17 protein-coding genes are annotated in these 19018 nt (G+C 60.8%); 3 read left to right on the plus strand and 14 right to left on the minus strand.

What is annotated here, in order from left to right:
• Window position 1: 1 nt before the first annotated feature.
• From NAP1_RS05860 to NAP1_RS05875, 4 genes are all read right to left on the minus strand, one after another.
• Window positions 2-595, minus strand: coding sequence for an NADH-quinone oxidoreductase subunit B family protein (locus NAP1_RS05860; protein WP_007164321.1), 594 nt, complete (start codon window positions 593-595; stop codon window positions 2-4).
• Window positions 592-966, minus strand: a complete 375-nt coding sequence (locus NAP1_RS05865) for an NADH-quinone oxidoreductase subunit A (RefSeq protein ID WP_007164322.1) — start codon at window positions 964-966, stop codon at window positions 592-594. The genes NAP1_RS05860 and NAP1_RS05865 overlap by 4 nt, the downstream gene beginning before the upstream one ends.
• A gap of 129 nt (window positions 967-1095) precedes the next feature.
• Window positions 1096-2334, minus strand: a complete 1239-nt coding sequence (locus NAP1_RS05870; RefSeq protein ID WP_007164323.1) for a hypothetical protein — start codon at window positions 2332-2334, stop codon at window positions 1096-1098.
• Between the two features lie 12 nt (window positions 2335-2346).
• Window positions 2347-3759 carry a coniferyl aldehyde dehydrogenase gene (locus NAP1_RS05875; protein ID WP_007164324.1) on the minus strand — a complete coding sequence of 471 codons (1413 nt, stop codon included), beginning with the start codon at window positions 3757-3759 and terminating at the stop codon, window positions 2347-2349.
• Window positions 3760-3935: 176 nt separating this feature from the next.
• Here NAP1_RS05875 and NAP1_RS05880 point away from each other — a divergent pair, with 176 nt between their 5' ends.
• Window positions 3936-5132: an acetyl-CoA C-acyltransferase gene (locus NAP1_RS05880; RefSeq protein ID WP_007164325.1), complete on the plus strand. Its 1197-nt coding sequence runs from the start codon at window positions 3936-3938 to the stop codon at window positions 5130-5132.
• A gap of 4 nt (window positions 5133-5136) precedes the next feature.
• Here NAP1_RS05880 and NAP1_RS05885 read toward each other — a convergent pair whose 3' ends face one another.
• A complete protein-coding gene (locus NAP1_RS05885; RefSeq protein WP_007164326.1) occupies window positions 5137-5637 on the minus strand; it encodes an SH3 domain-containing protein in 501 nt (166 codons plus the stop codon).
• Between the two features lie 88 nt (window positions 5638-5725).
• Between NAP1_RS05885 and NAP1_RS05890 the strand changes: the two genes are divergently transcribed.
• On the plus strand, window positions 5726-6739 hold the full coding sequence (locus NAP1_RS05890) for a D-glycerate dehydrogenase (protein WP_007164327.1): 1014 nt from the start codon (window positions 5726-5728) through the stop codon (window positions 6737-6739).
• Between the two features lie 2 nt (window positions 6740-6741).
• Here NAP1_RS05890 and NAP1_RS05895 read toward each other — a convergent pair whose 3' ends face one another.
• The 9 genes from NAP1_RS05895 to NAP1_RS05935 form a co-directional block, all read right to left on the minus strand.
• Window positions 6742-7194 (minus strand): GNAT family N-acetyltransferase, encoded by a 453-nt coding sequence (locus NAP1_RS05895; protein WP_007164328.1) that lies wholly within the window; start codon window positions 7192-7194, stop codon window positions 6742-6744.
• Between the two features lie 2 nt (window positions 7195-7196).
• Window positions 7197-7952 (minus strand): enoyl-ACP reductase, encoded by a 756-nt coding sequence (locus NAP1_RS05900; protein WP_007164329.1) that lies wholly within the window; start codon window positions 7950-7952, stop codon window positions 7197-7199.
• Between the two features lie 45 nt (window positions 7953-7997).
• The gene (locus NAP1_RS05905; RefSeq protein WP_007164330.1) at window positions 7998-9227 is read right to left on the minus strand and encodes a beta-ketoacyl-ACP synthase II; all 1230 of its coding nucleotides are present in this window, start codon (window positions 9225-9227) and stop codon (window positions 7998-8000) included.
• 42 nt (window positions 9228-9269) lie between these two features.
• Entirely contained in the window at window positions 9270-9779 is a 510-nt protein-coding gene (gene fabA, locus NAP1_RS05910) for a bifunctional 3-hydroxydecanoyl-ACP dehydratase/trans-2-decenoyl-ACP isomerase (protein WP_007164331.1), read from the minus strand.
• A 124-nt stretch (window positions 9780-9903) separates the two neighbouring features.
• Window positions 9904-10626: a class I SAM-dependent methyltransferase gene (locus NAP1_RS05915; RefSeq protein WP_007164332.1), complete on the minus strand. Its 723-nt coding sequence runs from the start codon at window positions 10624-10626 to the stop codon at window positions 9904-9906.
• The gene (gene prfB, locus NAP1_RS05920) at window positions 10623-11750 is read right to left on the minus strand and encodes a peptide chain release factor 2 (RefSeq protein ID WP_007164333.1); all 1128 of its coding nucleotides are present in this window, start codon (window positions 11748-11750) and stop codon (window positions 10623-10625) included. Before prfB ends, NAP1_RS05915 begins: the two co-directional genes overlap by 4 nt.
• 73 nt (window positions 11751-11823) lie before the next feature.
• Window positions 11824-12360, minus strand: coding sequence for a peroxiredoxin (locus NAP1_RS05925; protein WP_007164334.1), 537 nt, complete (start codon window positions 12358-12360; stop codon window positions 11824-11826).
• Window positions 12360-14870, minus strand: a complete 2511-nt coding sequence (locus tag NAP1_RS05930; RefSeq protein ID WP_007164335.1) for a penicillin-binding protein 1A — start codon at window positions 14868-14870, stop codon at window positions 12360-12362. Before NAP1_RS05930 ends, NAP1_RS05925 begins: the two co-directional genes overlap by 1 nt.
• A gap of 59 nt (window positions 14871-14929) precedes the next feature.
• Window positions 14930-15814, minus strand: a complete 885-nt coding sequence (locus NAP1_RS05935; protein WP_007164336.1) for an N-acetylmuramoyl-L-alanine amidase — start codon at window positions 15812-15814, stop codon at window positions 14930-14932.
• 463 nt (window positions 15815-16277) lie between these two features.
• On the opposite strand from NAP1_RS05935, the gene NAP1_RS05940 reads away from it, so the two are divergent.
• The gene (locus NAP1_RS05940) at window positions 16278-18992 is read left to right on the plus strand and encodes a ribonuclease E/G (RefSeq protein WP_007164338.1); all 2715 of its coding nucleotides are present in this window, start codon (window positions 16278-16280) and stop codon (window positions 18990-18992) included.
• The last annotated feature ends 26 nt before the right edge of the window (window positions 18993-19018 follow it).

Consider the following 19018-nt stretch of genomic DNA (forward strand, 5'->3'; position numbering starts at 1 on the left):
CTCACCGTTCGATCGTCCCCGAACGGCGGATCTTCCGCTGCAGCTGCATCACGCCGTAAAGAAGCGCTTCGGCAGTCGGAGGGCAGCCAGGCACATAGATGTCTACCGGTACGATCCGGTCGCAGCCGCGCACGACGCTGTAGGAATAGTGGTAATAGCCACCGCCATTGGCGCACGAACCCATGCTGATCACGTATTTGGGATCGGACATCTGGTCGTAGACCTTGCGCAGCGCCGGAGCCATCTTGTTGCACAGAGTTCCGGCGACGATCATCACGTCCGACTGGCGCGGCGATGCACGCGGGGCGATGCCGAAACGCTCCATGTCATAGCGCGGCATGTTGACGTGGATCATCTCGACCGCGCAGCATGCGAGGCCAAAGGTCATCCACCACAGCGAACCGGTACGCGCCCACTGAAACAGGTCTTCGGTCGAAGTGACGAGGAAACCCTTGTCATTCACCTCTGTCTGAAGCGAGCGGAAGTAATCTTCGTCAGGCTGGCGCACCTCGCCCGCTTTCGCGGTTTCGAGTGCGCTCACATCCGGCAAATTGTTCGGAGGGGTGATCCCTACCGCTTGTTCGGGCGTGCTCATTCCCAATCCAGAGCTCCCTTCTTCCATTCGTAAGCAAGGCCGATCGCGAGAATGCCTAGGAAGGTCATCATGCCGATCCAGCCAACCCAGCCCGTTTCGCCAAGGCTCACCGCCCACGGAAACAGAAATGCGGCTTCGAGATCGAAGATGATGAAGCTGATCGCGACCAGGTAGAACCGGACATCGAACTGGCTGCGCGCGTCTTCGAATGCGGGGAAGCCGCACTCATACTCCGACAGTTTTTCCGCGTCAGGATTGTGCGCACCGGTCAGGCGCGAAACGCCCATCGGCAAAAACACGAAAAGCACGGAAAGCCCGAAGGCGATGAAGATGAAGAGCAGTATCGGAAGATACTGAGCGAGATCTATCACAGCGATGTCCAGACGTTATTTATCCCAGTGGGCTGCCTCTAGGCGCGTCGTCACCGCCGCGCAAGGGCGCGACTCGGTCAAATGGGCACATATCTGTTGCAGAAAATCGAACTGTGGGTCGTGCGAATGTCAATCCTGCCCGGACGCAAGCGGCAGGCGGCGAATATCGGTCGGGATGGGAGGCTTGTCCTGAGCCGGTTCACCCTTGACGAAGCGATCCCATTGGCCGGTGGCAACATAGACGAGAGCATCGCCTGAAATACTCCCACCCAGCGGCTCAGTCCAACCAGGATGTGCTTGCTCAAGTGTTTCAACCGCACTGATCCTGAGACCATCATCCGACAAGGTGAATGCGCTGATCCGCATCGGCGATGTCCCATTCTGCATCGCGATGAGCCGGTCACCATGCCGCCACAGGCCATCGACCCCGTCAAGGATCGCGGGCACATCGGATTGCAGGCGCGACACTGAGCCATCCCCAAGATTGATCATCGCTAATCCATATCGATAGTCGCTGACATAAAGCCGAGACTTATCTGCGCTGATCGCTAGGCCTTGCGGTGACCGAAAGGTGCCCGGAGCAACTAGCACTTCCAACTCGGTTGCGCCGACGGGCTTGCGATAGATTCCTCCGCCAATCGGATCGCTTGCGTAGACCGTCGCATCGGGGCTGATCGTGAGGTCAGAGACTGCTTTCGCGCCCTCTGGAGCCGGGACCAGCACCGGGTTCTGAAAATCCCCGCGGAGTCCGATCAGACCGGTGAAGAATTCCTCAGCGTCCTCAGATTCGTCGAGATTGGCAGAAGCGGCCCAACCCATGGAATCGTCCGGCTCGCCCACGATGCCCGACAGGTCGTTAGCTCCCGGTATCGCGATCGAAGTCCAGCTTTGATCGCCTGTGTAGATGTGGACCGAATTGCCGGTCACCGAAGTCGCCACCATCAGGGGCGTGCTTTCAGGGGCAAAGACGCTTTCGATCAGACCTGCCTCAGCAGGAACTGTCGCCACGACTTCGCTTGCCTCGATTACTTCAACATCGCGGATAAGCAGCGCCGCAACATCTTCCGCATGTTTTTCACCGACGAGTTTCGGGATCTGATCGCGCGCGACCTCGCTGAAGACGTAGCCGCGATCCATGAGCCAGCGCAGCGTTTGCTTCAGGCCATAGAAATCCTCGGCCCCAAGCTGAGCGTTCAGCAGCCGCAGCCGTACCGACGAGCTGTCAGGAAAAGCTTCTGCCAGCGCGGTGAGCCCATCAAGGTCACGAATCTGCCCGGTCTGTGCATCGACGCTGCGCCAAGCTGCGTTCTCTTGGGCCAGCAGTGGTGACGCAGCGGTCAGCGCGAGCGCCGCCAGAAGGATTCTCATCGCTGGAGTGCCTTACGCGCTTTGCTTGGCCTTGGGGTAAGGCGGCTTCATCTTGGCAAGCTTTGCGACATCAATCTTGGGCTGCTGATAGACAGCGCGTGCGTGGCTGAACTCCTTGAAGCCCTCGATCGCGTGATAGCTGCCCATCCCAGATGGACCGATCCCACCGAACGGTAGGTCCTCCATCGACACGTGGAAGATCACGTCATTGGTGGTGACACCGCCTGAAATGGTGCGCGACAGGACGCGCTCTTGTTCGTCCTTGTCCTCGCCGAAATAGTATAGGCCAAGCGGGCGGTCGTTCGCGTTGATGTAATCGACCGCCTCATCGACCGCTTTGTAGGTTTTCACCGGCAGGACCGGCCCGAAGATCTCCTCCTGCATGACGGTCATGTCGTCATTGACCCCGCGCAGCACGGTGAGAGGCAGCTTGCGCTGGTTGGCGCTGGCAAAGTTCTCGCCCGCCGGGTTGACTTCGATCACTTCCGCACCCTTGTCACGCGCGTCTTCGACCAGGCCTTGAAGCCGCTCGAAATGGCGGTCGGAAACGATCGAAGCGTAATCGTCATTTTCCAGCACGGTCGGATACATGGTCGATGCGGCGTTGGTCACGCCGGCAATCGCTTCGTCCTCGCTCTCCTCCGGCACATACATATAGTCAGGCGCGAGACAGATCTGACCCGCATTCATCATCTTGCCGAGCGCAATCCGCTCACCCGCCTTGGCGAAGTCAGCGCTGCGCCCAAGGATAACCGGAGATTTTCCGCCTAGCTCAAGCGTAACGGGCACGAGGTTTTCTGCGGCGGCCTGCATCACGCGGCGCCCTGTTGCGGTCGAGCCGGTGAAGATCAGATGATCGAACGGAAGCGACGAAAACGCAGCGGCCACTTCCGGTCCGCCGGTCACAACGACGCATTCGTCCGGAGTGAAGTACTCCTCGACCAGTTCTGCCATCAGCAGCGACGTGCGCTCGGTAAACTCGCTGGGCTTGATCATTGCGCGGTTCCCGGCCGCAAAGACCTGCATCAACGGCGAGAAAGCGAGGTTCACCGGGAAATTCCACGGCGACAGGATACCAATCACGCCCTTGGGCTCGTAGCGAACCTCTGCCTTCGCTCCCATGAGCCCGAGCGGGAACTGGACCTTGCGTTTTTCAGGTTTGGCCCATTTGTCCATGTTCGACAGTGCGTTTTTCCCTGCGTTGATCGTACCATCAATATCGGTGATCATTGACTGGTGCATCGCGCGATTGCCGAAATCCGCGCTCATCGCCTTGCACAGGTTTTCGCCATGATCCTTGAGCAAGGCCATCGCGCGGCGGATGCGATCCTTGCGCATCTTCATGCTTTCGGGGCGCGATGCGGTGAAGGCGCTGCGCTGCAGGTCAAGCAGGCGTTCGAGTTCTTCGCGTTTGTCGTCGGCCATTTTGGTCTCTCTCCGGCAAATTTGGTTTCGCTTTGCCACGCTTTGTGCGGGAAAGCTCGCGCGCCCGCAAGTTAATACCAATTGCCGATGGCAAAGCCGATCTCGCGTTGCCATGAGACAGGCGCAACACTAAATCGGGAGCCAAATCTCCCCCTCGTTTCTCAAGGAAGTGAATCATGGCCCAGTTTTCTGCCAACGATCCGATCGTCATCCTCTCTTATGCGCGCACGCCCATGGGCGGGATGCAGGGGGCGCTTTCCGACGTGTCGGCGACTGACCTTGGCGCGACCGCGGTAAAGGCTGCGGTCGAGCGTTCGGGCGTTCTGGGCGAAAAGTTTGATCGAACCTACATGGGCTGCGTCCTTCCCGCAGGCCTCGGTCAGGCACCAGCCCGCCAAGCGACGATCAAGGCAGGTCTGCCTGAAAGCGTGCAGGCTACCACCGTGAACAAGGTCTGCGGCAGCGGCATGCAGACCGTGATCATGGGCGCAGAGGCACTCGCCAGCGGCACTGTCGATTATGTCGTCGCAGGCGGTATGGAGAGCATGACCAACGCGCCGTATCTCCTGAAGAAGCACCGCTCGGGCGCGCGCATCGGGCACGATACGACCTACGATCACATGTTCCTCGACGGGCTTGAAGACGCTTACGAAGAAGGCCGCGCAATGGGCACCTTCGCTCAGGACACCGCGAACGAGTATCAGCTCACTCGCGAGGACATGGACGAATACTCGATCACCTCGCTCGACCGCGCAAACAAGGCTATCGAAAGCGGCGCGTTTGCGGATGAAGTGGTCCCAGTGACTTTCGCAACCCGCAAGGGCGAAGTGACCGTGGACACCGACGAACAGCCCGGCAAGGGCCGCCCCGACAAGATCCCGACGCTTCGCGCTGCCTTCGCCAAGGACGGCACGATTACTGCGGCTACGTCGAGCTCGATCTCGGACGGCGCTGCGGCTGTCGTTCTCACCCGTGAAAGTGTCGCCAAGGAAAACGGTCAGCAGCCGGTCGCCAAGGTTGTGGCGATGGCCGCCCATGCCCGCATGCCCAAAGATTTCACTGTGGCACCGGTCGGAGCGATTGAGAAAGTCCTCGAAAAGGCAGGCTGGAGCGTCGGCGACGTCGACCTTTGGGAAGTGAACGAGGCTTTTGCCTGTGTCGCCATGTTCGCGATGCGCGACATCGGGATCGACCATGCCAAGATCAACGTGAACGGCGGCGCGACCGCTCTCGGTCACCCGATCGGCGCATCGGGCACGCGTATCATCGTGACGCTGATCAATGCTCTCAAGACGCAAGGCAAGACCAAGGGTGTCGCCTCGCTGTGCATCGGCGGTGGTGAAGCAACCGCAGTGGCTGTCGAACTGGTTTGATGAATTAAGGGGCGTCGGGTTCCATTGAACCCACGCCCCACAGGCGGTCCATCGCCACCCAACCAACCCTGCCATCGACATCGATTTCGCAGAAATTGTCGCGGCATTCGATGAGTTCGCCGACGACTCCAGGCTCGGCGAGCCAGCGCATGACGGAGTTGGCGGCAGGCTCTTCGCGCAGCTCGGTCAGCCCTTCACCGATGATCAGGACGCCAAGCTTGGGGTTGAGCTGACTTGCAGCCACCCAGCCCTGCGTGCCTTCATGGTCCTGCACGAGCCGCCAGCTTTCGCGCACGCGCACGACTTTTACCGGCAGCCCCTTGCGCTTGTAGACCCAGTCGATCTTGTATTCCTGGCTGGGCCCAACACGCATGTTGACTTCGTCGAAGCGCAGGGTCGCCCAATATGGCACTTCCCGGTTCTGGGCGCGCAGAGCGTCGGTGAAGATCGCGCTTGCAAGCACGAGGCACAGGCCGAGAACGGCAAAAAATCGAAGCGCGGTCATGGCATCCTGATAACCTCTTCATCACTAGCCCATCAAGGACCAAGAGGCCGCTTGACGCTTGGTTGCGAAACCCCGTAGCGCTTAGCTCATGGCAATAAGCGAGACCCCTCCGAAATTCTCATCCGGCAAGCCCCGCGTGGTGGTCACGCGCCACCTCGCCCCGGCGGTCGAGGCGCGCATGAGCGAGCTTTACGACGCTGTCCTCAATGAGAGCGACAAGCCGATGAGCCGCGAGCAATTGGTCGAAGCGATGGCAAGCTGCGACGTGCTGGTCCCGACAGTCACCGATCGGATCAATGCAGAGATGATCGACGGTGCGGGCGAAAACCTGCGCCTTATCGCGAATTTTGGCGCGGGGACCGAGCATATCGATCTGGCGGCTGCGGCAAAGCGCAGGATCATCGTCACCAACACGCCCGGCGTCTTCACCGACGACACGGCCGACCTCGCAATGGCGGGCATTATCGGCGTCCCTCGCCGCATCCGCGAAGGCGTCGAGCTGGTGCGCAGCGGCAAGTGGACCGGCTGGGCACCGACCGGAATGCTCGGCCGCAAAATTGGCGGCAAGGTACTCGGCATTGTCGGTATGGGCCGGATTGGACAGGCGGTCGCGCACCGTGCTCGGGCGTTCGGGCTCGAAGTGTCTTACCATAGCCGCAGGCCACTTCCCGCAGCGCTCGAACAGATGCTGGGAGTGCGCTTCGTCGACAATCTCGACGACCTCGTCGCCGAGGCCGACATCCTCACCCTTCACTGCCCACTGACCGATGAAACCCGCGGCATGATTGATGCTCGCCGCATCGCGCTGATGAAACCGGGTTCCAGCATCGTGAACACCGCGCGCGGCGAATTGATTGACGAAGAAGCGCTGATCGAAGCCCTGCAGTCGGGCCACCTCGCAGGAGCAGGCCTCGATGTCTATCCGGACGAACCCAAGGTGGACCGGCGCCTCATCACCAATCCCAATGTCATGACCCTCCCCCATATCGGCAGCGCGACTGTCGAAGGGCGAGAGGCGTCGGGTGAGAAGGTGATCGCCAACATCCGCTTCTGGGCTGACGGGCACCGTCCGCCCGATCAGGTGCTGACGGCGTTGGTTTGACGCTAGAGCTTGAGTGAAAAGAGCTTGTTGAACTCGCCCGGCGTGTAGCCCGCAAAGGCCTCGCACGGTTCAAAGCCAAAGCTTCGGTAAAGCCGGGTCGCAGGTTCGAACAGTTCGCCCGATCCTGTCTCAAGCTTGATCTCGGGATAGCCAAGTTCCTTCGCCCGATCGATCAAGGCCGTCAGGATCGCCTTGCCCGCGCCCCTGCCACGCGCCTGTGGGTGCGCGCGCATCGACTTTATCTCGGCGAAATCATCATGCTTGCGGATGGCGCCAATCGAAAGAAGACGCTCGCCGTTCCACGCCGCAAACACCTCCATGTCAGGCGTTTTCAAGCCAGACTGATCGAGCGCGTGATTGGTGCCGGGCGGCGAGCCTTCGAACATCTCGCGCGTATGCAGGTCGATCAGCGCCGCGACTTCAGGTTCGCTGAGGTCGGTGCGCCGGATCTCCATCGTCACAAGTTATCGTGCTGAGGCATGCCGAGGACGTGGAAGCCGCCATCGACACGGATAATCTCACCGGTCGTGCATGCGCCCGCGTCGGAGCACAGATACACAGCCGTTCCGCCCACCGCCTCAAGCGTCGCATTGGCGCGCAGGGGAGCGTTGGCCTCCGTGTGCTTGTAGGTTTTGCGCGCGCCGCCAATGGCCGAACCCGCAAGCGTCTTCATCGGGCCCGGACTGATCGCGTTCACGCGAATGCCTTCAGGGCCGAGGTCGTTGGCAAGGTATCGCACACCCGCCTCAAGCGCCGCCTTGGCAACGCCCATGACGTTGTAATTCGGCGTGACACGGTTGGAACCCATGTAGCTTAGTGTCAGGAGCGTGCCGCCATTCTCCTTCATCATCGGGTGAGCGCGCCGCGCGACCTCGATGAAGCTGTAGGCGGAGATATCCATCGAGTTTTTGAAGTTCGCACGGCTGGTGTCGAGGATCCGGCCTGTCAGCTCCGACTTGTCCGAATACGCAACCGCGTGAATGACGAAATCAAGCGTTTCCCACTTGTCCTGCAGCGCGCTAAACGCCGCGTCGAGCGAGGCGTCGTCAGTAACATCGACGTCGAGCATCGTGTCAGAGCCGACACTCTCAGCCAGCGGTGCAAGTCGCTTGCCGAAAGCTTCGCCCTGATAGGTAAAGGCAAGCTCCGCGCCTGCTTCGGCGCAGGCCTTGGCGATGCCCCACGCGATCGAGCGATCGTTGGCGACACCCATTACGAGCCCTCGTTTTCCAGCAAGCACGCCCATAGCTACCTCACTTTATCCGTGAAACTTCGACAACAGCATCGACCCGTTGGTCCCGCCAAACCCGAAGCTGTTGGTCATGACCGTGTCGAGCCCGGCGTTCTCCACCAGCTTCGTCGCGATCTCTTCCGGTTTGAGCGCCGGGTCGAGCGTTTCGACATTGATCGACGGGATGATGAAATCGTTCTCTAGCGCGAGCAGACAGTAGACCGCTTCCTGAGCGCCGGTAGCGCCCTGGCTGTGACCGGTCATCGACTTGGTCGAGCTGACCGGCGGGGTCGAACCATCTCCAAAGACGCGGCGCACCGCTTCGATCTCGCCGACATCGCCGACAGGTGTCGAAGTGCCGTGCGCGTTGATGTAGCTGACCTTGCGGTCTTCGCCGAGCGTGCGGATTGCGCCGCGCATCGCACGCTCCCCGCCCTCGCCCGATGGTGCAACCATGTCAGCGCCGTCCGAGGTTGCCGCAAAGCCAGTGACTTCGGCATAGATTTTCGCCCCGCGTGCCTGTGCATGTTCGAGGCTTTCCAGCACCACCATTGCGCCGCCGCCGCCGATAACGAAACCGTCGCGGTCGGCATCGAAAGCTCGTGATGCGCGCTCCGGCGTGTCGTTATACTTGCTCGACATCGCGCCCATGGCGTCGAACAGGCACGAGAGCGTCCAGTCGAGCTCTTCTCCGCCACCGCCGAACATGACGTCCTGCGTGCCCAACGCAATCTGCTGCGCTGCCATGCCAATGCAATGGAGCGAGGTCGAGCACGCGGACGTGATCGAGAAATTCATGCCCTTGATCTGGTAAGCCGTGGCAAGGTTCGCGCTGACCGTCGACGACATGGTCTTGGGCACTGCAAACGGGCCGATCCGCTTGGTCCCGCCGGTCTTGAGCACCGATTGATGCGCGGCCAGCATCGCCGAGGTCGAAGGCCCGCCGGAGCCGGCGATCACACCCGTCATCGGGTTGATGACGTCCTTCTCTTCAAGCCCGGCATCGGCAATCGCCTGACCCATCGCGATGTGCGCGTAGGCTGCGCCCGGCCCCATAAAGCGAAGCGTGCGCTTGTCGACGTGCTCTTTGACGTCGAGATCAATTGCACCCGCGATCTGCGAACGGAACCCGTGCTCGGCCATTTCCTCATTGAAAGAGATGCCAGATTTGCCCGCCTTCAGCGAGGCAAGCACTTCATCTGCATTGTTTCCAATCGAGGATACGATCCCCAACCCGGTGATAACGACGCGGCGCATAAATCCCCTTTTCGCCCCAGTTGATCCAGTCTTTGGCCCCGATCAGGCCTCGGACAGGGCGACTTTCATGTCTTTGACTTGATAGATGACTTCGCCATCGGCTTCGACCCGGCCATCAGCGACACCCATGGTAAGGCGGCGGGTCTGAACCGCCTTGGTGAAATCGACAAAATATTTCAGCATCTTGCGATCCGGGCGCACCATTCCGGTAAGCTTCACCTCGCCCACTCCAAGTGCATAACCGCGACCCTTCCAGCCTCGCCAACCAAGGTTGAAACCGGTCAGCTGCCAAAGGCCATCAAGGCCAAGGCAGCCAGGCATGATCGGATTGCCGGGAAAGTGGCAATCGAAGAACCACAGGTCAGGCTTGATATCGAATTCGGCAACAACATGGCCCTTGCCATGCTCTCCGCCATCGCCGGAAATATCGGTGATACGGTCCATCATCAGCATGGGCGGTTCGGGCAATTGCGCATTGCCTGGCCCGAACAGCTCACCGCGTGCGCATTTGAGCAAATCTTCGCGGTCGAAATGGGTTGGGAAATCAGTCATCCCCGGCGACTCTCCTCTAAGTCCTGGCCTTTCTCATAGGCCGATTTTTATGGTCGCAGCGCCTAGCACCGCGCATCGGTGCTGGAAAGGGCGCTTGGACCGGTATTGAAAAACGTGGATTTGGTCAGCTGTTGGCGCAGACCGAAATGGCTTCAGGTTCTGGGCGCTCGTCGCCTCGCTCGAACCGAGCGAAATAGCTGCGAAGGTCGGGGCGTTCGACGAATTCGACGAGCTTGTATCCGATCGACTTAAACTCGCAGAACAGCAGCGCGGGCGGGATGCCATGGCGACCCGTGGGGCGATCTACATCGACCACAATGATTTGCCCCTCGTCGGCCAGCGCAGGCCACATCCGCCAGAGAAACGCGTAGGGCTCCTCGACTTCATGATACATGTGAACGAGGAAAATCCGGTCGAAACTGTCGACCGGCAGCTGCGGATCGTCCGCGCGGCCCAATTTGATCGAGATGTTTTCGAGCCGCTCACGCTCAACACGTCGACCGAGCCGCTGCAGCGCTTCGCGATCGATGTCCTGAGCGAGCACGCGCCCATCTTCGCCCACACGGTTGGCGAGACGGACCGTATAATAGCCTTCGCCCGCCCCGATATCGGCGACAGTCATGCCGGGCGAGATATTGGCAAGGTCCATGACCGCCGTCGCCTCGCCGCGCTCATCGCGGGCGTCTTCGTTTGAGAACTGGTTGGAAACCGTCTGAGCGACGTCGCGTGCTGGCTGAGGGAACTCAAGCGCGGTGTCGAGCCTGTCACTCGGCGGCTGCGAGAAAGCGTCGCACCCGCCAAGGGCCGCCGCAGCAAGGCCCAGCATGCCGAGCCTTGCCAACATCATTCGACGTCCTCCACCTCGACCTTCTCGCCGGTTACACGCTGGGCAAGCGCGGCGGAGATGTAGTCGTCGATATCGCCATCGAGCACGCGGTCAGGCGAGCTTGAAGTGACGCCGGTGCGAAGGTCTTTCACCATCTGGTACGGCTGGAGCACGTAAGAGCGGATCTGGTGACCCCACCCGATCTCGCTCTTTTCCTGGTACTCGCCCGAAGCGGCAGCTTCGCGCTCGGCCATCTCGCGCTCGAACAATCGCGCTTTCAGCATGTTCATCGCGGTGGCGCGATTCTTGTGCTGCGAACGGTCGTTTTGCGAAGCAACCACGATGCCGGTGGGCTGGTGAGTGATGCGAACCGCGGAATCGGTGGTGTTGACGTGCTGACCACCCGCACCCGATGCGCGGTAGGTGTCGATCTTGAGGTCAGCCGGGTTAATCTCAATGTCGATATCGTCATCGATCACCGGATAGACCCAGACGCTCGAAAAGCTCGTGTGACGCTTTGCCGCGCTGTCATACGGGCTGATGCGGACGAGGCGGTGAACGCCGCTCTCGGTCTTGGCATAGCCATAGGCGTTGTCGCCTTTCAGCAGCAGCGTTGCCGACTTGATCCCGGCCTGATCGCCGGCCTGATACTCGACCGTTTCGACCTTGAACCCGCGCCGTTCGGCCCAGCGGCCATACATGCGGAAGAGCATTTCGGCCCAGTCCTGCGATTCCGTTCCGCCAGCGCCTGCATGGATTTCGAGATAGGTGTCGTTTCCGTCCGCTTCACCCGACAGGAGCGCTTGCACCTTGTCTGCATCGGCGCGCGCGGCGAGCTTCTCGAGGCTTTTGAGGCCATCGTTGACGATGCTTTCCTCGCCCTCGGCCTCACCCATTTCGATGAATTCGACCGCGTCGCCCATTTCGGCGCTGATCTCGTTGACGGTGTTGACCGCATCTTCGAGCTGCTTTTGCTCGCGGCTGATCTTTTGCGCTTCCTTGGGATCGTCCCAAAGCGTCGGATCCTGGACGCGCGCATTCAGCTCGTCGAGGCGACGCAGGGCGCGCTCCCAATCGAGCGATTGCCGGACGAGAGCGAGCGCCGCTTCGATCCGGTCGATATGTGCCTGGGCCTCGGCCCGCATAATTATTCCTTACGTGTCAGTTCAGAAGGCCCGCTTAGCGTCGGTCAGCCGATTGTAAAGCGCGCGGCGCGCCTCAGTTCGAGAGCGCCTTTACCGCAGCCAAGGTTTCGCGCACATGACCGCGCCAGTCGCTGCTCGAATAGACGTGAGCGATACGTCCGTTCCGGCCGATGACATAGGAGGTGCGGCTGGCGAAACCCGAATTGCCAGCGGCTACGTCATAGGCGTCGATCAGGCGGCGGCTTGCGACACCGACCGGGAAAGCATCGCGGCATTCCTCGCGGCTGAAGCGCTTGAGCGTTTCGATATCGTCGTTCGACATGCCGAGGACCGATGCCCCCGCAGCTTCGAATTCGGGCATCGCTTCGGCGAAGGCGTTCGCTTCGAGCGTGCAGCCGCTGGTGAATGCCTTGGGGTAGAAATAGAGGACGACGGGCCCATCGCGCAGCATGGCGGTGAGAATGACATTCTTCCCCTCTCCGGCAAGCGCTGCATTGGTGGAGAATACCGGGGCAGGATCGCCTACCTTGAGCTCTGCCTTGGCGCTCGTCGCCGTGCCCATGGCGAGAAGACCGATCATGGCCGCAATAGCGGTAAACAGCTGACGCATCAGTAGATTCCTCCCTGCTCTTCAGCAAAGTTCGTAGGCTCGCCCTCACGGCGCCCGCCGCGCGTATCGCCAGCGCGGCCAGCAGCGATCAGCGCCAGGATTTCGTCACGCTTGGCCGCAATCTCGTCCTGGCGGGTGCGGCGGTCTGGTTCGGTGTCGGGTTTGAAGGCTTCCCAGATGACGTCACCACGCGGATCGCCGGTGGGCCAGCCATCGAGGACGCGCTTGCCGGTGCGCCGATCGACGCGGACCATGCGGATACCTTCAGGTGCAACAGGCGGTACGGTTTCCCAGCGCTCCTTCGAGTTCTGGATCAAGTCCTTGATGATAGGTGCAGCAATCGTCCCGCCATAGGCATAGCCGCCCATGTTGCGCGGATTGTCAAAGCCGACATAAGCGCCCGCAATCAGGCGCTGCGTCCCGCCAACGAACCACACGTCCTTGGGTCCGGTAGTTGTTCCGGTCTTGCCGAAGAGCGGCAGGTCAAGGTCGCGCAGAATCGTCGCGGTTCCGCGCGTCACAACGCCTTCAAGCATGTGCATGGTCTGATAGGCAGTGCGCGCATCCATCGCCTGCTCGCCTTTGATGCCAAAGCGCGGCATGGGGCTGCCGTCATACTCGGCCATGTTACAGCCATTGCAGGCACGCTCATCCGCGCGCCAGATCACGCGGCCATTGCGATCCTGCACGTAGTCGATAACGGTGGGCTGGTTCAGTCGGCCATGATTGGCAAGCGCGGCATAAGCAGCGACCATCTTGCCAACGGTCGTCTCTTCCGAACCCAGCGCGGTTGCTGCGTAGGGATCGGGATCCTCGGAGATGCCGAGCGTCTCGATCGTGTCGACCACGTTCTCCATGCCTGCTTGCATGCCGATCTGAACGGTCATGATGTTCTGCGATTGCTCAAGCCCGTACCGCATCGGGAACTGGCCCGCGCGCCCGCCTCGAATGCACTTCTCGCCGAGATTGCGGCCCTGATAGTAACAGTACCGCGTGTTATCGACCTCAGTCGAAGGCGTCATGCCGTTGTCGAGGCCGGTCGCGTAGACGAACGGTTTAATGGTCGATCCCGGCTGCCGCATCGCCTGCGTTGCGCGGTTGAAGTCCGACAGGCGGTGATCGAACCCGCCCTGCATGGCTAGCACGCGACCGGTCTGCGCGTCCTGCACGACCACCCCGCCCTGCGCTTCTGGAATTGTCTCGACCCGGAAGCCGTTGCCTGCCGGACTGACGGCAATCACGTCGCCGGCTTTCAATGCATTAGGCAGGTTCAACAGCGGAGCCTCATCGCCGTTCGAGAAACCGACTGTAGCCGACGACCCGCTACGCTGCGTGACGACACCTACGCGCCAGTCTTCATAGCGCACGCCGAGGTAGGAGCTTGCGAGTTGGCTCGCCCAATTGCCTTCGCTCACATCAATGGTGGCGATCGCGCCCGACCAGCCACGGCGACCATGATAACGGATGAGGCCCCGGCGAAGCGCGTCGCGTGAGGCTTCCTGCAAGCCGGTGTCGAGCGAAGTGCGCACCCAAAGTCCGCCAGCATAGACGCTGTTCTCGCCATCTTCTGCGGTTTCGCCGAATTTCTCGATCAACTCGCGGCGCACTTCCTCGAGGAAGTACCCAGCATCTGCGCTGCGCTGACTGCGCTGCGACACGAGACCAAGCGGCTGCGCTGCTGCAGCGGCACGTTCGGCTTCGGTGATGAAGCCATTTTCTTCCATCTGTGCGAGCACGAAATCGCGGCGGGTCATCGCTGCTTCTTCCTGGCCGCTGCGGCCATAGCGCTCGGGTGCCTTGGGAAGGATTGCGAGAAATGCTGCCTCGTGCAGCTCAAGCTCACCCACATCCTTGTCGAAATAGGCACGCGAAGCCGCCTGCACCCCGAAGGAGCGGCGTCCGAGCGGAATTTCGTTCAGGTAAAGCTCGAGGATCTCTTCCTTCGAGAGCACCTGCTCGATGCGGCCGGCAAGGATCATCTCCTTGAGCTTGCGCGTCACCGAATATTCGTCGCCGAGCAGGAGGATCTTCGCAAGCTGTTGCGTGATGGTCGAACCACCCACTGCGCGCCCCGTTCGGCTGGGATTGAGATAGTCGATTACTGCATTGGCCGTGCCGGTGTAATCGACGCCGCCATGGCTGAAGAAAGTCTTGTCCTCAGCAGAAAGATAGGCCTCGATCAGCCGATCGGGAAAATCGTTATACTGAAGCTGCACGCGCCGTTCGCGCGCATAGGAATGAACGATCTCGCCATCGATGCCGCGCACCACGGTCGGCAAAGGCGTCTGGTATTCGGTCAGGCTTTCCGCTTCGGGAAGGTCACTCGCCAGCCAACCCCACGCCGCGATCCAGAGAAGCGCAAAGGCTCCCACCGCGAATGCGCCCAGCTTGAACAGCAGGCTTTCGCGCCACTTGGCAGAAAACCACGCGAGCGCGCCCGACAGATCGCGGTTGATGCGATAGCGGACATAATCGACGAAATTGAGAGCTTGGGGGTCTGCTTCAGTCATTGATTTTGCGATTTATAGTGGATCGGCGCGGAATGCCAGAGCGGCATGCAAAGGTCCGCCTATGGCTCGGCCCGGCGTGCGAAATAGACTCGGATCGCTTGCGCGAGCACTTCGGCATAGGCCCGCTGCCCTTCCTCGGTGGTAAGCCGTGCCCGGTCGGCCTCATTTGTGACGAAGCCGCTTTCGAACAAAACTCCCGGCACATCGGGCGCACGCAGCACGGCAAGGACCGCCGAACGCCGCGCTTGAGGGTGAAAGCGGATCACCTCAGCGCCTTCCCTAGCAATAAGCGAGGCGAACTCGGTCGCATCATCCTGCGTGCGCTGCTGCGACAATTCGACAAGGATCGCGCTGACTTCGGCGCTCTGCCCTTCGATCGTAATGCCGTTCAAACTGTCGACGGCGTTCTCGCGCTCTGCAAATCGGGCCGCAGCCTCGGAGGATGCCTCGTTCGACAAGGTGTAGATGCTCGCCCCGGCAACGTCGCTGCGGCCGCCAGCGGAATCCGCGTGGATCGAGAGGAACAAGTCGGCGTCCAGCTGGCGAGCAATTTCAGGACGCTGTGCAAGCGGGATGATCGTGTCGTCGCTCCGCGTAAGGGCGACCCTGATCCCGCCTTCTTCGAGCAACCTGTCACGAAGAGCCATTGTCAGCGCGAAGACGATATCCTTTTCAAGCACCTCTTCGCCTGAAGCATCGCGCCCGATCGACCCAGGATCGCGCCCACCATGTCCTGCATCGAGCACGACCAGTGGCCTCGTCGGATCGTCAGGCCCCAGGATATCGGGCAAATCAACCTGCTCTGGCGCGGGATCGAGAAGGAAGCGCATCACGTATTCGCGACCCCATTCCGGCACCGGAATGGTCACGCCCATTGCTATGGCGCCGCCCAAGACAAGGGCGGGCACAGCGAGGATAAGCAACAGAAGCGTTCGGATGCTCATTGTCTTAACGGCTTAGAATGTTGCGTTGTGTATGCGCAATAGAGTTGCGGCGCTTAACCACCGGTGCTAGCGCTTGTAATCGAAACGGGGCGGCTCGCGATCAATTGTTGACGCGCACGCTTCCGGCTTCATTCGCAAGGCCGAACAGCGCTTTACCCGGCGCAAAGACCGGCCACATGACAGGTTGATGCAGTGACGAGACGCTTCTCCTCGCAGGAACACACTATCCGCACCGGCGGCATGGGTGAGTTCGCGAGTCGCAGCGCGGACATGATCCGCACTCTCGTTTCAGCAGACACGATCACTGCCCGCTTCCCGCACATGCAGAAGCGCGCATTTACCACTACCGGCCCGACCATCGAACCTGCCTTTGCAGGCGCGGTGCAGCGGGCCGATTACCCCAACAAGACACGCCCTTCCCGCCATTCGCTGGCGAAGCGACGGGGCGTTTGGAGAATATTACATGGCAACGCGCATGCTAATCGATGCGCGCCACTCGGAAGAAACCCGGGTGGCGGTACTCAAAGGCAATCGGATTGAGGAATTCGATTTTGAATCTGCTGAACACAAGCAGATCAAAGGAAACATCTATCTAGCCAAGGTCACGCGGGTCGAACCCTCGTTGCAGGCGGCTTTTGTGGATTTTGGCGGCAATCGCCACGGTTTCCTCGCCTTCAACGAAATCCACCCGGACTACTACCAGATTCCGCAAAGCGACCGCGAAGCGCTGCTCGCTGAAGAGGCGGAGGCCGCTGAAGAAGAAGCGCGGCTTCGCGACGAGGAAGAGGAAGAGGGCATCACTCCTGGTGAGGAGTACGATGCAGAAGACGAAAGCGCGGAAGCGCTTGCCGAAGACCTCGCCGAAGACGGCCTCGAGGAAATCGACACCTCGGATAAGGACAAGGTTTCGACCATCGAAGACGGCGCATCGGATGATGACGACGACGATGATCAGGACGAAGACGATAGCGAAGACGAGGGCGAAGAATCCTCCGAAGACGGCGAAGACGGTGACGATGGCGAAAAAAAGCCGCGCCGCGGTCGCCGGGGTCGCGGTCGCCGTCGTCAGGGCGGCAAGAAAGGCCAGCAAAAGGGCCGCAGCCGCGCCAAGGAAGTCGATGAAGTGCGCGCAAAGCGCATGGCACTTCGCCGCCGCTACAAAATCCAGGATGTCATCCAGCGCCGCCAGGTGTTGCTCGTACAGGTCGTCAAGGAAGAGCGCGGCAACAAGGGCGCTGCGCTCACCACTTACCTGAGCCTTGCCGGGCGCTACACGGTCCTGATGCCGAACTCGTCGCATGGCGGCGGGATCAGCCGCAAGATCAACTCGGCCAGCGACCGCAAGCGCCTGAAGCAGGTCGTCTCCGACTTGTCGCTGCCCAAGTCCATGGGCCTGATCGTTCGAACCGCGGGCCTCAGCCGCACCAAGACCGAGATCAAGCGCGACTTCGATTACCTTGCAAGGCTGTGGGACGATATCCGCCAGACCACGCTGGCGTCGACTGCACCTAGCCTGATCCATTCGGACAGCGACCTTATCAAGCGTGCAATCCGCGACATCTACAATCGCGAGATCGAGGAAGTCGTGGTCGAGGGCGAAGAAGGCTACAAGTCGGCCAAGGCCTTCATGAAAATGCTGATGCCCAGCCATGCGCGCCGGGTGAAAGCCTATTCGGACCCCGTGCCCCTGTTCCAGCGTTATGGCGCGGAGGACCAACTGCGTGCGATGTATGATCCGATGGTTCAGCTGAAATCGGGCGGCTATCTGATAATCAACCCGACCGAAGCGCTGGTTTCGATCGACATCAACTCCGGACGCTCGACCAAGGAGCACGGGATCGAGCAGACCGCGCTTCACACCAACCTTGAGGCAGCACGCGAAATCGCGCGCCAGCTGCGCCTGCGCGATATGGCGGGCCTTGTCGTCATCGACTTCATCGACATGGAATACAATTCCAACGTCCGCAAAGTCGAAAAGGCGATGAAAGAGGCGCTCAAGAACGACCGCGCGCGCATTCAGGTTGGCCGCATTTCGGGCTTTGGCCTGATGGAAATGAGCCGCCAGCGCCTGCGCACCGGCGTGCTCGAAGCAACGACGCGCGAATGTCCGCACTGCGATGGCACGGGTCTCGTTCGCACGGCATCGTCCGCCGGTCTTTCCGCACTGCGCCTGATCGAAGATGAAGCGGCCAAGGGCAAAGGCAGCAAGATCTGCCTTGAAGCAAGCACCGAGGCAGCGGTCTATCTCCTCAACGAGAAGCGCCACGAGCTGGTCGAGATCGAGCAACGCTATGGCGTCATCGTCGAGGTAATGCCCGAAGGCGAGGACGAAGGCGCGAAGATGAAAGTCTCGAGCCAGGGCCCGCGCCCGACCGAGGCTCCGAAATTCGAACCGATCGTCGACGACGACGAGGACGAGGACGACATCCCCGAGGATGACGGCTCCGAAGAGGACGATGACGCGCCCAAGAAGAAAAAGCGCCGCCGCCGTCGTGGTGGTCGCGGTCGCGGCAAGAAGCGTCAGGACACCGGTTCGTCGGAAGACGGCGAAGACAACAGCGACGACAGCGACGACAGCGATGCATCGGACGGCGACGAGGCTTCGGAAGAGACCTCGGACGATGGCGAAGAGAAGCCCAAGCGCCGCCGCCGCCGCGGTGGTCGCGGTCGTCGCAAGAAGACCGACGAAACGGTGACATCTGAAGACGCGGAAAACCTCGAAGAGGTATCCGAACAGGTCAAGGAAGACATGACCGTTGTCGCCGGACCAGACGATGCTCCTGAAACTGCCGGGGCGATGGCTGCCGAAACGGACGCCAAGGCGGACGGGGAGACCGAAGAGGCTCCCAAGGAAGAAAAGCCCAAGCGCAAACGCGCCCCTCGCAAGAAAAAGGTCGAGGAAGCGCCTGCCGAGGAAGCTGCTCCTGCTGAGGAAGCCAAGGTCGAGGAAGCTCCCACAGAGGAGGAGCCCAAGAAAAAGCCGGCTCGCAAGCGCGCCCCTCGCAAGAAGAAGGTCGAGGAAGCTCCTGCCGAGGAGGCCCCCACCGAGGAGGCCAAGACTGAGGACGCAGCTCCCGCCGAAACGGCAGAGGAGCCTGCCTCCGACGACAAGGCCGACGAGCAAGCCGATGGCGGCAAGAAGCGCGGTGGCTGGTGGCAACGCACTTTCGGCGAGTAATCTTCACAAATTGCTGAGAAAAAAGG

It is taken from the genome of Erythrobacter sp. NAP1 (assembly GCF_000152865.1).
In the GTDB taxonomy this organism is placed as follows: Bacteria; Pseudomonadota; Alphaproteobacteria; order Sphingomonadales; family Sphingomonadaceae; genus Erythrobacter.

Bases quoted from the DNA above. Each gene is read 5' to 3' on its own strand.
- NAP1_RS05885 (WP_007164326.1), bottom strand. From the start codon at position 5,637: ATGACCGCGCTTCGATTTTTTGCCGTTCTCGGCCTGTGCCTCGTGCTT.
- NAP1_RS05925 (WP_007164334.1), bottom strand. From the start codon at position 12,360: ATGCGTCAGCTGTTTACCGCTATTGCGGCCATGATCGGTCTTCTCGCC.
- NAP1_RS05875 (WP_007164324.1), bottom strand. From the start codon at position 3,759: ATGGCCGACGACAAACGCGAAGAACTCGAACGCCTGCTTGACCTGCAG.
- NAP1_RS05935 (WP_007164336.1), bottom strand. From the start codon at position 15,814: ATGAGCATCCGAACGCTTCTGTTGCTTATCCTCGCTGTGCCCGCCCTT.
- fabA (WP_007164331.1), bottom strand. From the start codon at position 9,779: ATGACTGATTTCCCAACCCATTTCGACCGCGAAGATTTGCTCAAATGC.
- NAP1_RS05870 (WP_007164323.1), bottom strand. From the start codon at position 2,334: ATGAGAATCCTTCTGGCGGCGCTCGCGCTGACCGCTGCGTCACCACTG.
- NAP1_RS05890 (WP_007164327.1), top strand. From the start codon at position 5,726: ATGGCAATAAGCGAGACCCCTCCGAAATTCTCATCCGGCAAGCCCCGC.
- prfB (WP_007164333.1), bottom strand. From the start codon at position 11,750: ATGCGGGCCGAGGCCCAGGCACATATCGACCGGATCGAAGCGGCGCTC.
- NAP1_RS05940 (WP_007164338.1), top strand. From the start codon at position 16,278: ATGGCAACGCGCATGCTAATCGATGCGCGCCACTCGGAAGAAACCCGG.
- NAP1_RS05930 (WP_007164335.1), bottom strand. From the start codon at position 14,870: ATGACTGAAGCAGACCCCCAAGCTCTCAATTTCGTCGATTATGTCCGC.
- NAP1_RS05915 (WP_007164332.1), bottom strand. From the start codon at position 10,626: ATGATGTTGGCAAGGCTCGGCATGCTGGGCCTTGCTGCGGCGGCCCTT.
- NAP1_RS05895 (WP_007164328.1), bottom strand. From the start codon at position 7,194: ATGGAGATCCGGCGCACCGACCTCAGCGAACCTGAAGTCGCGGCGCTG.
- NAP1_RS05860 (WP_007164321.1), bottom strand. From the start codon at position 595: ATGAGCACGCCCGAACAAGCGGTAGGGATCACCCCTCCGAACAATTTG.
- NAP1_RS05905 (WP_007164330.1), bottom strand. From the start codon at position 9,227: ATGCGCCGCGTCGTTATCACCGGGTTGGGGATCGTATCCTCGATTGGA.
- NAP1_RS05880 (WP_007164325.1), top strand. From the start codon at position 3,936: ATGGCCCAGTTTTCTGCCAACGATCCGATCGTCATCCTCTCTTATGCG.
- NAP1_RS05900 (WP_007164329.1), bottom strand. From the start codon at position 7,952: ATGGGTGTCGCCAACGATCGCTCGATCGCGTGGGGCATCGCCAAGGCC.